This window comes from Pantoea sp. Taur (genome assembly GCF_009830025.1).
GTDB lineage: Bacteria > Pseudomonadota > Gammaproteobacteria > Enterobacterales > Enterobacteriaceae > Pantoea > Pantoea communis.
Map to the genome: position 1 here is coordinate 280,904 of NZ_SZZZ01000003.1, position 13,718 is coordinate 294,621.

General features: G+C 56.0%; 15 protein-coding genes. 9 read left to right on the forward strand and 6 right to left on the reverse strand.

Annotation, left to right across the window (positions count from 1 at the left end; all coding sequences use genetic code 11):
- From FD744_RS05915 to FD744_RS05955, 9 genes are all read left to right on the forward strand, one after another.
- Positions 1-768 (forward strand): amino acid ABC transporter ATP-binding protein, encoded by a 768-nt coding sequence (locus FD744_RS05915; RefSeq protein WP_034829813.1) that lies wholly within the window; start codon positions 1-3, stop codon positions 766-768.
- A gap of 288 nt (positions 769-1,056) precedes the next feature.
- A complete protein-coding gene (locus tag FD744_RS05920) occupies positions 1,057-1,413 on the forward strand; it encodes a cupin domain-containing protein (RefSeq protein WP_045815471.1) in 357 nt (118 codons plus the stop codon).
- A gap of 212 nt (positions 1,414-1,625) precedes the next feature.
- Positions 1,626-2,336 (forward strand): FadR/GntR family transcriptional regulator, encoded by a 711-nt coding sequence (locus tag FD744_RS05925; protein ID WP_160867658.1) that lies wholly within the window; start codon positions 1,626-1,628, stop codon positions 2,334-2,336.
- A complete protein-coding gene (locus tag FD744_RS05930) occupies positions 2,323-3,489 on the forward strand; it encodes a PLP-dependent transferase (RefSeq protein WP_160867659.1) in 1,167 nt (388 codons plus the stop codon). The genes FD744_RS05925 and FD744_RS05930 overlap by 14 nt, the downstream gene beginning before the upstream one ends.
- Before the next feature lie 25 nt (positions 3,490-3,514).
- The gene (locus FD744_RS05935) at positions 3,515-4,786 is read left to right on the forward strand and encodes a sugar ABC transporter substrate-binding protein (protein WP_160867660.1); all 1,272 of its coding nucleotides are present in this window, start codon (positions 3,515-3,517) and stop codon (positions 4,784-4,786) included.
- A 21-nt stretch (positions 4,787-4,807) separates the two neighbouring features.
- The gene (locus tag FD744_RS05940) at positions 4,808-5,734 is read left to right on the forward strand and encodes a carbohydrate ABC transporter permease (RefSeq protein ID WP_237449344.1); all 927 of its coding nucleotides are present in this window, start codon (positions 4,808-4,810) and stop codon (positions 5,732-5,734) included.
- Between the two features lie 9 nt (positions 5,735-5,743).
- Positions 5,744-6,568, forward strand: a complete 825-nt coding sequence (locus tag FD744_RS05945; RefSeq protein WP_160867661.1) for a carbohydrate ABC transporter permease — start codon at positions 5,744-5,746, stop codon at positions 6,566-6,568.
- 2 nt (positions 6,569-6,570) lie between these two features.
- Positions 6,571-7,638 carry an ABC transporter ATP-binding protein gene (locus FD744_RS05950; protein ID WP_160867662.1) on the forward strand — a complete coding sequence of 356 codons (1,068 nt, stop codon included), beginning with the start codon at positions 6,571-6,573 and terminating at the stop codon, positions 7,636-7,638.
- A 120-nt stretch (positions 7,639-7,758) separates the two neighbouring features.
- Positions 7,759-8,142 (forward strand): RidA family protein, encoded by a 384-nt coding sequence (locus FD744_RS05955; protein ID WP_160867663.1) that lies wholly within the window; start codon positions 7,759-7,761, stop codon positions 8,140-8,142.
- Between the two features lie 36 nt (positions 8,143-8,178).
- Here the strand turns inward: FD744_RS05955 and FD744_RS05960 are convergent, their stop codons facing one another.
- The 6 genes from FD744_RS05960 to FD744_RS05985 are packed head-to-tail and all read right to left on the reverse strand — an operon-like array spanning position 8,179 to position 13,715.
- Positions 8,179-8,685 (reverse strand): flavin reductase family protein, encoded by a 507-nt coding sequence (locus FD744_RS05960; protein WP_160867664.1) that lies wholly within the window; start codon positions 8,683-8,685, stop codon positions 8,179-8,181.
- Positions 8,682-9,707, reverse strand: a complete 1,026-nt coding sequence (locus FD744_RS05965; protein ID WP_160867665.1) for an aldo/keto reductase — start codon at positions 9,705-9,707, stop codon at positions 8,682-8,684. The genes FD744_RS05960 and FD744_RS05965 overlap by 4 nt, the downstream gene beginning before the upstream one ends.
- A 57-nt stretch (positions 9,708-9,764) precedes the next feature.
- Complete coding sequence (locus tag FD744_RS05970) at positions 9,765-10,166, reverse strand: RidA family protein (protein WP_160867666.1); 402 nt, start codon at positions 10,164-10,166, stop codon at positions 9,765-9,767.
- A gap of 27 nt (positions 10,167-10,193) precedes the next feature.
- Entirely contained in the window at positions 10,194-11,135 is a 942-nt protein-coding gene (locus FD744_RS05975) for an ABC transporter permease (protein ID WP_160867667.1), read from the reverse strand.
- Positions 11,117-12,214: an ABC transporter permease gene (locus tag FD744_RS05980; protein WP_160867668.1), complete on the reverse strand. Its 1,098-nt coding sequence runs from the start codon at positions 12,212-12,214 to the stop codon at positions 11,117-11,119. Before FD744_RS05980 ends, FD744_RS05975 begins: the two co-directional genes overlap by 19 nt.
- A complete protein-coding gene (locus tag FD744_RS05985) occupies positions 12,207-13,715 on the reverse strand; it encodes an ABC transporter ATP-binding protein (protein WP_160867669.1) in 1,509 nt (502 codons plus the stop codon). The genes FD744_RS05980 and FD744_RS05985 overlap by 8 nt, the downstream gene beginning before the upstream one ends.
- Between the last annotated feature and the right edge of the window lie 3 nt (positions 13,716-13,718).

Consider the following 13,718-nt stretch of genomic DNA (forward strand, 5'->3'; position numbering starts at 1 on the left):
ATGATTGAAATTCATGAGGTACACAAAAAATTCGGCCCCATTGAGGTGCTGAAAGGCGTGAGTTTCAAGGTCAGCGAAGGCGAAGTGGTTTGCCTGATTGGCCCTTCGGGTTCAGGTAAATCAACCATACTGCGCTGTATCAACGGCCTTGAAACCTATGAAGGCGGCGATATCACCGTACTGGGCCAGCGCGTCAACAACAAGCACAAGAGCATTAACGACCTGCGGCGTCAGATTGGCATGGTGTTTCAGCGTTTCAACCTTTTCCCGCATCGCAGCGTGCTGGAAAACGTGATGGAGGGTCCGATTCACGTCAACGGTGAATCTCGCAACGTGGCGGAAAAGCGCGCCAAAGACTTACTGGCAATGGTAGGTCTGGCTGAGAAAATCAACGCATGGCCAGCCCAGTTATCTGGCGGACAGCAACAGCGCGTGGCGATTGCCCGCACGCTGGCCCTACAGCCCAAAGCGATCTTATTTGATGAGCCCACCTCCGCGCTTGATCCCGAATTAGTGGGTGAAGTGCTGCAGGTCATGCGCAATCTCGCCCGTGAAGGGATGACCATGATCGTGGTCACCCATGAGATGCAGTTCGCGCGTGAAGTGGCCGATCGCGTCTGCTTCCTGCACAGCGGACAGATTGTAGAACAAGGTCCCGCTGACAACCTGTTACTGCGACCACAAGAAGCGCGCACGCAAGATTTCCTGCGCCGTGTTCTGGGTAATACCGTGGCGCAACCCTGCTCATGCTGCCAAACGCTGAGTTAGGCGGCGCTCTCCCCCCCTTTCAAAGTGCAGGCAGGCATCGCCTGGAACCGACTCAGATGACTGATCGGGGGTGAATGGACGCCGCCCCCCCACTTGCAGCTTGAAGCATGGTGAGGAAACAAAAGTTTCTGCCAAAGCCGTGCGAATAATCATTCAAATATGTTATTCGCACGGCAATAAGTCCCCTCAGGTTTTACTGCAATCGCTTAGTCTGAATTGAGTTTTTCCCCAATGCACTTTGCCATTGTGGTGAGTGCTATTTGTCACTGCTTACAGGAAAAAGAACTGATGAAAGTGCAAAAAATTGAACAGCCGGCGTTAATTGAAACAATGGAACCCTGGGGCAGCGTGGAAGGCTTACCGGGCAGCGGCACTATTGCCCTTTCCGGTATCCAGAAAGTGATTCCCGGCAAAGAAGATATCGATACGGGCATATTTGAATGCGCAGCAGGTTCCTATCGTCGCTCAGTGAAACAGGCTGAAATTATGCATTTTCTTAACGGCACAGGTTCATTTACTCCTGATGGCGAAGCAACCCTAAATTTTAAACCGGGTGATTCCTTTTTCTTCGAAGCCAATACTGAAGGGACCTGGGTAATTGAAAACACGATGCGTAAACTGTATGTGATTTTTGACGCCAGCTAATTTATTTACGCATATATAAATGGCGCGTTAATTCGCGCCTTTTTTATATCCTCGCTGTGACATCCCGGTGCATATTTTTTCGCCTTGCACCAGTAAAACTCAGATCTCCTGCTTATTACTGCCCAGAAATGTCAATTAAATCAGGCATAAAAATAATGGCACGCGCCTTGCTATGAAATTGGTAGAGATGTTGGACCAATTAAGGCAGCGCTATGCAATCCCCTTTTGAGCTTCAACCGATAATCACACCGCGCAGTGACACGCTGATTCTTGATGCACTCACGCGTTTTATGGCGCAATCCGGCGCGCAGCCGGGGAGTCGCTTACCGCCTGAACGCGAGCTGGCGGAAAAACTCGGGGTGAGCCGCAACACCGTGCGTGAGGCGTTAAAACGCTGGGAAGCACTGGGCATCATTCTGCGTAAGAAAGGCAGCGGCACGTTTTTGCAGGCAGATGTCGGCATCAACGACAGCTTTCTCTCACTGCGATTCAAAAATGACTCCGCCAATATGCTGCACGCACTGGAGGTCCGTCGCATTATCGAATCGGAATCCTGTGTGCTCGCTGCACAGCGTGCAAGCGCTGAAGACCTGCTGGAAATCGAACAGCGATTGATAGAAATGGAGCGCGTGCATTTGGCGGTCGGCTCAGCCGGTGCCGAAGACTGGGCGTTTCACACCAGCATTTATCGCGCTTCCGGCAACCCCCTTCTGTTGCAAATGCTTAACGGCATCTACGACAGCATGCACGCCTTTTTTGAATCGCCACCGGAGCAGGCACTGTTTGCCGACTCCTTCCCGTTACACCGCGATCTCTTCAATGCCATTTGCCAGCGGGATGGCGAAGCCGCGCGCGCCATTTGCCATCAAATTCTCGATATCACTGAACGCGACATGAAGGATGTCATCAATGCCAAACGATAAACCGGTCTCGCAACAAACACTTTTGTCCCATGATTTACGCCATGAAAAAGGCGCGGTCACCCCGCCGATCTACCAATCGTCACTGTTCACCTTCAGCGATTACGACAGCATGATTGCCCGCTTCCGTGGCGAAAGCGATCAACCGCTCTATTCGCGCGTCGATAATCCCACGGTCCGAGCGCTGCAGGAGAAAGTTGCCGCACTGGAAGGGGGCGAGGCTTGCCTGGCGTTCGGCAGCGGCATGGCCGCCATCAGCAATGCCATTCTCAGCGTGCTGCAACCCGGCGCAAAAGTGGTGTGTGTTAATCACGTCTATCCCGATACGTATCGCTTCCTGCGTGGCTTCTGCCAGCGTTTTGGTATCACCACCGAGTTCGTCGATGGTGATGATGAAGAGGCAATTCGTGCCGCGCTGCCGGGTGCCAGCCTGCTCTACCTGGAAAGTCCGGTGAGTTGGGTGATGAGCGAGTTGGACCTGAATAAACTGGCCACGCTGGCGCGTGATGCTGGTGCGGTCACCATTATCGATAACAGCTGGGCGTCGCCGATTTTCCAGCAGCCGTTACTGTGTGGGATCGACATCGTGGTGCACTCGGCATCGAAATACATCAGCGGGCACAGTGATGTGGTGGCCGGCCTGGTCATTGCCAGTCAACAGCACATCGGCAATATCGCACGCCACATCAGCCCGTTCCTCGGCGGCAAGCTATCGGCGCATGAAGCCTCATTGCTGATCCGTGGTCTGCGCACGCTCCCCCTGCGCATGAAGCAGCATCACCAAAGCGGCATGGAACTGGCGCAAAAGTTGAGTGCCCATCCACAGGTTACGGCAGTGTGCCATCCCGGTTTGTCCCCCAAATCCTGGTCATCGCTGCGCGGCTACAGTGGCCTGTTTGCGTTTGAAGTGACCGAACAAATCGATATCCCCGCCTTCTGCAACGCCTTGCACTATTTCCATATGGGGGTGAGTTGGGGTGGATTCGAAAGTCTGGTGATGCCCGCCATCTCAGTCATCAATCAAGCCAGCGAATTTAACTCAGCCGTTGATTTCGGCGTCTCGCCACGTTTGATCCGCATCTCGATTGGTCTGGAGGAGACCGAAGATCTCTGGAACGACCTGCAACAGGCGCTGGCCACCGCAACCCGCGCATAATCACTCACTCCCAGGAGAAGCTGCAATGACGACTCGTTTTGCGATTAACGCACTGGTTTTAGCCATTGGATTGGGTTCAGCACTCAGCAGTATGGCGGCAAAATTAACCGTGGTGGAAGTGATTACCAGCCCGCCCCGTACTGAACTGCTGCAGAAGATGCTGACCGAATACAAAACCCAGCATCCCGGCACGGAAATTGAGCTGATCTCGCTGCCGTGGGGTCAGGCGTTTGAAAAATTAGGCACCATGTTGCAAAGCGGACAAGTGCCCGATGTGGTGGAAATGCCAGATACCTGGCAAGGGCTGTATGCCAGCAACAACATGCTGGAGGATCTGGAACCACGTCTCAAAACTTGGGATGGCACCGCCCAGTTAACCGATAAAACGCTGGCGATGGCGCGTGCCGCCAATGGCAAAGCCACCATGATCCCTTACGGCTTCTACCTGCGCGCCCTGTTCTGGAATAAGAAACTCTTCCAGCAGGCCGGATTGAGTGAGCCGCCAAAAACCATGGATGAGTTTGCCAGCGATGCTAAACGCATCAGCCAGTTGGGTAACGGCATCAGCGGCTACTGTATGCGCGGCGGCGTCGGCGGCACCAACGCCTGGATGATGTTTATGGCGGCAATGAACGGCTCACCGGATTTCTTCGATAAATCCGGCAACAGTACTCTGACTCAGCCAGGGGCGATCAAAGGGGCGCAGTTGCTGGTCGACATGTACAAACAAGGCGGCGCGCCAAAGGACAGTGTGAACTGGGGCTTTAACGAAATCGTCTCCGGTTTCTATTCCGGCAAGTGCGCCATGCTCGATCAGGACCCCGATGCGCTGATTGCGATTAAAAACAGCATGGCCGCCGATGATTTTGCCGTTGCGCCGATGCCTGTCGGGCCGTCGGGTAAAGCTTTCCCTACCATTGGCTATACCGGCTGGGCGATGTTTAAACAGGGCAAACAAAAAGATCTCGCCTGGCCACTCATCACCTTCCTGAGTAATAAGACCAACAACCTCGCATGGGCAAAATTTGTTGGCACCCTGCCGATTTATAAAGGTGCAGAGCAGGATCCTTTCTATCAAACACCGCAGTTTGCCGGCTGGTTTAAAGAGTTAAACGATCCGAACTATGTGCCCTTGACCATGCCGACACATCTGAAAGGCTGGGGTTACTTTAACTCGGTGATTGTGAAAGAGAGCAGCCAGGAAACCCTGCTGGGTGAAAACGACACCGAAGACATGGTGAAAGACTGGGCTAAATATTTGACCAAAGAGCAGAAAAGCTGGCTCGCCACGCAGTAATCACCGATCGCGCGGAGAACAATGATGATGTTAGAAACCTCACTTGATGCCCGCTCGCCGCGCCTGCGCTTCACGCGCTGGCTGCGGCTGGCTGAGCCGTGGTTTTATCTTTCGCCGGGACTGTTGCTGATCGCCTTGTTTATTTTTGTGCCGATGGCGATCGGCATTTCCTACGCGTTTCAGAGCATGAATCTGCTCAATCCGATGGATAGCGGGTGGGTGGGCTGGGATAACTTTGCCGAAATGTTTGACGATCGGCGCTTTTTTAAAGCACTCGGTCACACGCTGAACTGGACGCTCAGCTCACTGCTGTTGCAGTTTATCTTCGGTCTGGCGTTAGCGCTGTTGCTCAACCGCGAATTTCGTTTTCGTCGCTGGGTGCAGGCGCTGGTGTTTCTGCCCTGGGCGGTGCCCGCCTTTCTCTCCGGCCTGACCTGGTCCTGGCTGCTTAACCCGGTGGTCGGCCCGTTACCACAGTGGCTGAGCGATCTCGGGTTACTGAGCGAGCCATACAATATCTTGTCCGATCCTCAGTTGGCCATGTGGGGACCGATCATTGCTAACGTCTGGTTTGGTATTCCGTTTTTTGCCATTACCCTGCTGGCCGCTTTGCAATCCATCCCGAAAGATCTGTATGAAGCGGCTTCGATTGACGGTGCCAGCGGCTGGCAACAATTCTGTCGCGTCACGCTGCCCTTCCTGGCACCGATGATTGCCATCACCGTGATGCTACGTACCATCTGGATCGCCAACTTCGCCGATCTGATCGTGGTGATGACCGACGGTGGCCCCGCCGGATCCACCTCGATTCTGTCCAGCTACATCTTCACCACCGCCTATCGCAAACTCGATTTTGGCTATGCCTCGGCAATGGCGGTGTTTCTGTTACTGCTGATGACCTGCTACGCGCTGGTTCTGCTGCGCATTCGTCATCAACTGTTGAAATAAGGAGGCGAAATGAAACTGTTACCCATGATTGGTCATCGCCTGAGTATTGGCCTCTACCTGCTGTTTGCCCTGTTTCCGCTCTACTGGATCATTAAGATTTCGGTCACGCCGGATCAGCTGCTGTTCAGCCAGGGCGTCACGCTGTTGCCGGGCGGCTTCACTTTAGGCCACTTTCAAAAAGTGCTGACCGACAGTGATTTCCCCACCTTCTTCAGCAATAGCCTGATCGTCTCTTTCAGCACCGCATTCCTGACCACGCTGATTGCTGCTGGTGCCGGCTATGCATTTTCGCGGTTTCACTTTCGCGGCAAGATGGTGATGGCGGCGCTGCTGTTATTCACGCAGATGTTCCCGTTGGTGATGATCATTGCCCCGATTTATCGCGTCATGGCTCCGCTCGGCCTGACCAACAGTCTGTTGGGCCTGATCCTGATTTACACCGCTTTTAACGTGCCTTTCGCCACCTTTTTGATGCAGTCATTCTTTGATGCCATTCCCAAAGATCTGGAAGAGTCTGCGATGCTTGAGGGCTGCACACGTTTTCAGGCGCTGTATCGGGTACTGGTTCCGCTGACGTTACCGGGAATGGCGGCAACGCTCGGCTTCGTGTTTACCGCGGCATGGAGCGAACTGCTGTTCTCGCTGATGCTGATCAACAAAAACGAAGTGATGACCTTCCCGGTGGGTTTACTCAGCTTCGTCTCCAAATTTGCCGTTTCATGGGGTGAAATGATGGCAGCCGCCGTAATGGCGCTGATTCCTGCCTGTTTGTTCTTCGCCTTTATTCAACGTTATCTGGTTCAGGGTCTGACCGCTGGCGCGGTTAAGGGGTAAATATGGCAGAAATTACACTGGCGCAGATCGACAAACGCTACGGCAATGTTGAAGTCCTGCGCGATATCAACCTCACCATTAACGATGGTGAGTTCGTGGTATTGGTCGGGCCGTCCGGCTGTGGCAAATCCACCTTACTGCGCACCATTGCGGGTCTGGAACTGGCGAGTAGCGGCGATCTCCGCATCGGAAAACGACTGATGAATGATGTCGCCCCGAAAGATCGTGATATCTCAATGGTGTTTCAGAGTTATGCGCTCTACCCGCACCTGACGGTGGCACGCAACATGGGCTTTAGCCTCGAAATCCAGAAACGTCCGCGTGCGGAGATTAAGGAGAAAGTGAAGCGAGCGGCGGATATCCTTAATCTTTCACATCTTCTGGATCGTCGTCCCAAAGAACTGTCCGGCGGCCAGCGCCAGCGTGTGGCGATGGGACGCGCGATCGTGCGCCAGCCGCAGGTCTTTCTGTTTGATGAACCGCTCTCCAATCTGGATGCACAACTGCGCGGCAAGATGCGCGTCGAGATTAAACGCCTGCATCAGCAGATGAACAACACTATCGTGTATGTCACGCACGATCAGGTTGAGGCAATGACGCTGGCCGACCGGATTGTGGTGCTGAACCATGGCGTGATTCAGCAAGTGGGCACGCCTCTGGAACTGTATGACACGCCAGCCAACAAGTTTGTCGCCAGCTTTATCGGTTCACCGTCCATGAACTTTATCAACGGCGTTGTCACCCCGAATGGCGTGCGCATCGGCGACAGCGCGCTGTTGCCCGCTAATCCGGCATGGGCCAATCAGCCTGAAGGTCGTGAAGTCATTTATGGCATCAGACCTGAAAACATCGCACTGGCTTCAGCAGGTTCTCCACACGCGCTGCCACTGGAGGTTTCTCTCGTCGAACCCACCGGTTTATCCGAGCTCATCCACGGCAACTTATTCGGGCATGAGGTGATGCTGTTTACCACCCAACGTTCCGGTGCCGCAGCAGGCGATATGATTGCCGTTGAAGTGGATTATGCGCGTGCGATGCTGTTCGATGCCGCGTCACAAAAGCGTTTGTAACCGCCGCCGTGTTGCTTTAGCGGCAATGCGGCGTTGCCAGGATACCTTTACCCGGCAACGCGCACGAGTGATAGCCTTGAAGCGAGAACATTCGCGAACGAAACAGGGTTAAGGAGCGTTATGAGCATTATCAATCCCGCCGGTTTGAAGGCGCGCAGCTATTACAATCACGTCAAAATTCGTCCCGGAACGCCGGTATTCCCGACCGGGCAAGTCGCGTGGGATGAAGAAGGAAACGTGGTCGGCATTGGAGATATGCAGCAGCAGGTCGAACAGGTGTATGCCAATATCGATCGTTTGCTGGAGGGGCTGGGTGCACAGCGTGACTGGATTGTGCGCACCACCACTTATGTCACCGACCTGGCGCTGGTGCCGCATATTCATCCGGTGCGCCAGCGCTTCTTTGAAGGACTTGAGTTACCTGCCAGCACGCTGTTTCAGATCTCTGCGCTCGCCGAACCGGAATTGCTGTTGGAAATTGATGTGGTGATTATGTTGCCCTGAACATAACGGGAGGCACTTGCCCTCCCGTTCTTTAAGTTACAGCGCTGAGAGTTGATGGAACCCCCGGTCGTGATACAACAGCGGTTGCCCATCACTATTGGGGTGTGCCACGTGGGTCACCTCGCCAAGAAATATCGCGTGCGTATGCCAGTCAACGGTATTGACCAGTTTGCAGCTAAACGCCACCAGCGCATCCGCCGCCACTGGCGATCCTTCAGCATCCTGATGCCATTTACCGGTCGCAAACCGTTCAGCGCGGCGTGCTGTATTACTGAAAATGTCTACCAATCCCAGCGCGTCAGCTGACAAAACATTGACGCAAAAATGGCCGCTACGCTGAATCAGTTCAAACATCGAAGCATTGCGATTGACACACACCAACAGCGTGGGAGGTTCAGCGCTGACCGACGTCACCGCCGTGGCGATCATACCGCCCGGCTGTTGTTGATCAGCGCTGGTAATCAGGCAGACGCCCGCCGCCAGTTGGCGCATACCGCCGCGATAGGCCTCGGCGATGTCCGGCATCAGAAGTGAATCTGTCATTCTACACCTGCTGCAAATCGACCGACGATGCGGCCTTCAATCGGATGATGGGGATCGACCGGACCCAGGCTGGTGCCTTTACCCGGTGATACCAAACGGTCGCAGAACATTTCATCTTCTTCGGACCACGGACAATCCAGCGCGGCAATGCCCTCACGCCACTGTTCAAAAGTACGCGGTCCCACCAGCGTGCTGGTCACCAACTGATTGCGCATCACCCACTGTTGCGCGAAGTGCGCGGGTTGGCGTCCGGTGCGTTCGGCATAAGTCGCTAACTCACTGGCCATCTGCAACGATTCCGGACGCCATTCGGCTTCCAGCATGCGCGGATCGGCGCGCCCGGCACGGCTGGTGCTGTCCGGCGCTTCACCAACGCGGTATTTTCCGGTGAGAATGCCGCGTGCCAGCGGGCTATAACACACGGTTCCGACGCCAAAATAGGCGGCTGAAGGCAGAATCTCCACTTCGGCTTCACGGTTGGCGAGGTTATACAGCGGCTGAGTGGCAACTGGCCCGGCAATCCCCGCTTCACGTGCCAGACGCACGGTTTCCGCCAGACGCCAGGCTTTGAAGTTCGACACGGCAAAGTAGCCGATCTTCCCTTCACGGATCAGGTCGGCAAAGGCCAGTACCATCTCTTCCAGTGGCGCGGCGAAATCTGCTTTGTGCATGTAGAGCACGTCAATGTAATCGGTACCCAGACGCGTCAGAGAACCGTGCACTGCCTCACGAATCCATTTGCGTGACATGCCGCGCTGGTTCGGGCCATCGCCCATCGGATTGCCCACTTTCGTCGCCAGCACCCAACGATGACGATCGGCAGCGATGGCTCGACCCACCACGCGTTCTGACTCGCCTTTGTTGTACATATCAGCGGTGTCGATGAAGTTGACCCCGCTGGCATTGGCATCGGCGATAATGCGCTGGGCTATGGCTTCATCGGTGGCTCCACCAAACATCATGGAACCGAGGCAAATTTCGGACACTTTTAGCCCGCTGCGCCCGAGATAACGGTATTGCATGCAAACATCCTCAATAGTGAGTGCTGTTCAGTGAAGTGCGGCCCTGGAGCCGCCCATTTATGCGGGGATCACTGCCGTGGTGGCGATCTCAACCAGAAACTCCGGTCGTACCATCTCCAGCTTGACGCAGAACCGTGCGGGTAAAATCGCCGGGAAATAGCTGACGTAGATCTCATTGAACTTGTGGTAATCCTCCAGATTGCGCAGGAAGATCTGGTTCATCACCACGTGATCCATACTGCTGCCTGCCGATTCCAGCACCACTTTGATACTGTCAAGCACACGGCGTGTTTGCACTTCAATATCGCCCACCCCCACCAGGCCACCATCAATGGGGTCGGTAGACAACATGCCGGCCACATACACGTGATTGCCTGCTTTAATACCCCAGTTCAGGTGATTAAGACCCGTTGCGGTTTTGCCGATAATCCAGCCTTCTGGATTGATTGCCTGATTCATCTGTCACTCCTGTTAGTTGAAAATGCACTAGCGCCCGTTGCCGCGCAGGAACGGACGCCCTAAATCACCCGGTGCCGCACCTGCCTTGCCCATCATGATCCAGGCGATCAGTGCAACAGCAAAGGGCATCGCCATCAGTAGCGAGGGCGCAATGTTGACGCCCAAATATTGCCCCTGGAACTGCAGGGCTTCGAGCAGGCCCAGCACCATCGCGACCAGCAGCACGCGCAGTGGCATCCAGCGCGCAAAGAGGGTAATGGCGATGGCCAGATAGCCGCGACCGGCGGTCATGTTGTCAACGAAGGTGCCACCGGACGCGACGATACACAGATACGCGCCGCCCAGCCCGGCCATCAGACCGGTAAACAAGGTGGCGCTAAAACGAATACGCAACACCGAGTGCCCGGCCGCATCGGCGGCCAGCGCATTTTCCCCGACGGCACGCAGCAGCAAGCCAGCACGGCTGAAGCGCAACACGCTCCACAGCACCAGCGCCACCAGCACCGCCAGATAAAACACCGGGCTTTGGGAAAACAGCGCGCGTCCCACCACCGGAAGATCGGACAACCCCGGCAGTTTCAGCATGGATACCGCACGCATTGAACCTGCTGGCGGTGCACCGCTGAGCCACAGCTGACGCATGAGCGAAGTCGCCCCAATGGCAAACAGGTTAAAGCCAATACCCATCACGATTTGGTTAGCCCGCGCGATCACCGTGCCCAATGCCAGCAGAAGCGCCGCCACGCATCCGCCGAGCATGCCCACGCATAGCGCCAGCACGGGCGAACCGCTCCACATCAGCCCTAGCGCGGAACTCGCCGCACCAAACAGCATCAATCCTTCTAGCCCGATGGTGAACACACCGGCGCGCTCAGAGATCGTTTCCCCTAATGCCGCCAGCAGCACCGGGACACACAGTCGCAAGCCGCCAGCCAGAAACAGCGCCAGCGTTACAGTGTTGAATTCCATACCGGCCTCCCTTTCACTAACATCACGCCACTCAACACCGCCAGAATCAGAATCGGCATGCCGCCGAGCACATCCGCCAGCGCGGCCGGAATCGAGAAGGTGCTTTGCAGCGCCAGCGCCGCACTGTTAATCGCCCCGAAATAAAGGGAGACGATCACCGCCCCAATCGGCTGTAATCCGGCAAGAAATGACACCGCCAGTCCTTCGAAGCCCAGCCCGGAAGAGAAGCCATCAATCAGGCGATACTGCACGCCGAGGACTTCAAAAGTGCCCGCCAGCCCACTCACCGCACCCGAAATCGCCATGCTGGAGAGCACGGTTTTGGCGGCTGACTGCCCCTGCAATTTCACAAAGCGCGGGCTCTGTCCGCTGGCCCGCAGCTTGAGACCAAACGCGGTGTGATTGAGCATTACCCACACCGCCAGCGCGATAAGCAGTGCGAGGAAGACGCCGGCGTGCAATCGCGCCCCTTCAATCAGTGGCTGAAACACCCCATCGGCGGGAATTTGCGCGGACATATTGAAGTTGGAACCCATCGGACGCATCGGCCCCTGTACCAGATATTTCAGCGTGTAGATGGCGATGAAATTCATCATTAACGTAACGATGATTTCATCCACGCCGCGCCACACTTTCAGCAGTGCCGGAATTGCGCCCCAAAGGGCTCCACACAGTGCACCGCTCAGGATGGCGAAGGGAAGCAGCGCGGGCCCCAGGTCACCGAAGGCGAGGAATGGCAGCATGGCGCCAATCGCCCCCATCTGCAGTTGCCCTTCACCGCCGAGGTTGAACATGCCTCCCCGAATGGCGATTAACGCCCCCAGCGCTACCAGCAAGCGCGGCGTCATAAACACCAGCGTGTCGGAGAGCGCGCGCACCGAACCAAACGCGCCGTCAAAGGCGGTGCTCATCGCCCCTTGCATCGGCACGCCGAGCGCGGTGATGAGCGCCAACCCCAAAATAAGCGATCCGACAAAAGCACTCAGCGTGACCCACAGCGATCGCGAAGCGCTCAGCTGCGACAATGCCCGCCGCAATCCCGCGCGGGTCTCGGTTAAGGCGCTTAATGATTCAGACATGAACTTCTCCTGCACCTTGTAAAGAGAGACTACGGCCCGATGTCATCAGCGTACCGATACGTTCAATATTCATCGCTTCGCCCGTGACTTCGCCTGTTATCCGCCCGCCATTCATCACCACAATGCGATCTGATACGCGAATCAGTTCTTCGATGTTGGAGGAGATAATCAGCACCGTGGTGCCCGCATCCGCAGCATCGGCCAGGCGCATCAACACCGCTTCAGCGGCGGCCAAATCCAGACCGCGCGTTGGCTGATACACCACGATGATCGAGGCGTCCTGGGCCATGGCGCGCGCCACGACGATTTTTTGCTGATTACCGCCCGATAAAGATCGGGCCGGGCTGGCGTGTGAATGCGTACGAATGTCGGACTGGGTGATCATCTCGCAGGCGCGCTGCGCAATCGCTGAGTGGTCGAGTAGCCCGAAGCGGCGATAGTGTCCCTGCATAATGTCGGGATAGAGCAGATTGTGAGACACCGGCAGATCGAGGGATAACCCTTCGTGATGACGGTCTTGTGGCACCAGCGCCAGCGTTACCTGTGCATCACTGCGTTGAATTTCACCGCTGTCCGGAAAAGACTCCCCGGCCAGTAGCGCAAACAGTTCGCTTTGACCATTACCTTCCACACCCGCTACGCCCACCACCTCGCGCGCCGCTAAGCTGAGGTTAATGTCATGCAAACCCGGCGAGCCGCTGCCCGGGCGTACATTCACCCCTTGAATCTTCAGCTGTTCTCCGCCCGCAAGACGCTGCGCGCCCAACCGTGTGCCGCTGCTGACAGTGCGGCCCACAATTTTTTCGACCAACTGTTCTGCGCTGCACGCCGCCGTCAGTCCGCTGCCGTTGGTTTTACCGCGACGCAACACCGTATAGCGATCGGCGTGCGCCAGCACTTCATCGACGTTATGCGTCACCACCGCCACCGCCGTGCCTCTATCACTGATGCGGCGCAACGTAGCGTAAAGTGCGCGGATTTCGACCGGCGTAAGAATGGTGGAGGGTTCATCCAGCAAGAGCACGCGCGTGTCATTCACCAGCGCCTTGAGGATTTCCACGCGCTGCTGTAATGCCAGCGGTAAATGCCCCACAATCGCGTTAGGGTCGAGATCCACGCCATAGCGTTGCATAAAGGCGCGAATCTCTGCGTGACGCCGTAACGTTTTTCGCTGCGCGCCTCGCGCCACCAGCGCCAGATTCTCGGCCACGCTAAACGGTGCTACCAGCTTGAAGTGCTGATGCACCATACCAATACCATTAGCGATGGCATCTGCCGGTCGCCGATGAATCACCTGCCGTCCGCCCATCAGTACCCCGCCAGCGCTGGGTTCGTGCACGCCGTACAGAATGTTCATCAGCGTGGATTTGCCCGCTCCGTTCTCCCCCAACAACGCATGAATCTCACCAGGAAACAGCGACAGTGACACGTTCTCCAGCGCCACGAAGCCATTGGGATAGCGCTTCGAAACATGATCGAGTTCGATTAGCGGGCTGCTCATGCA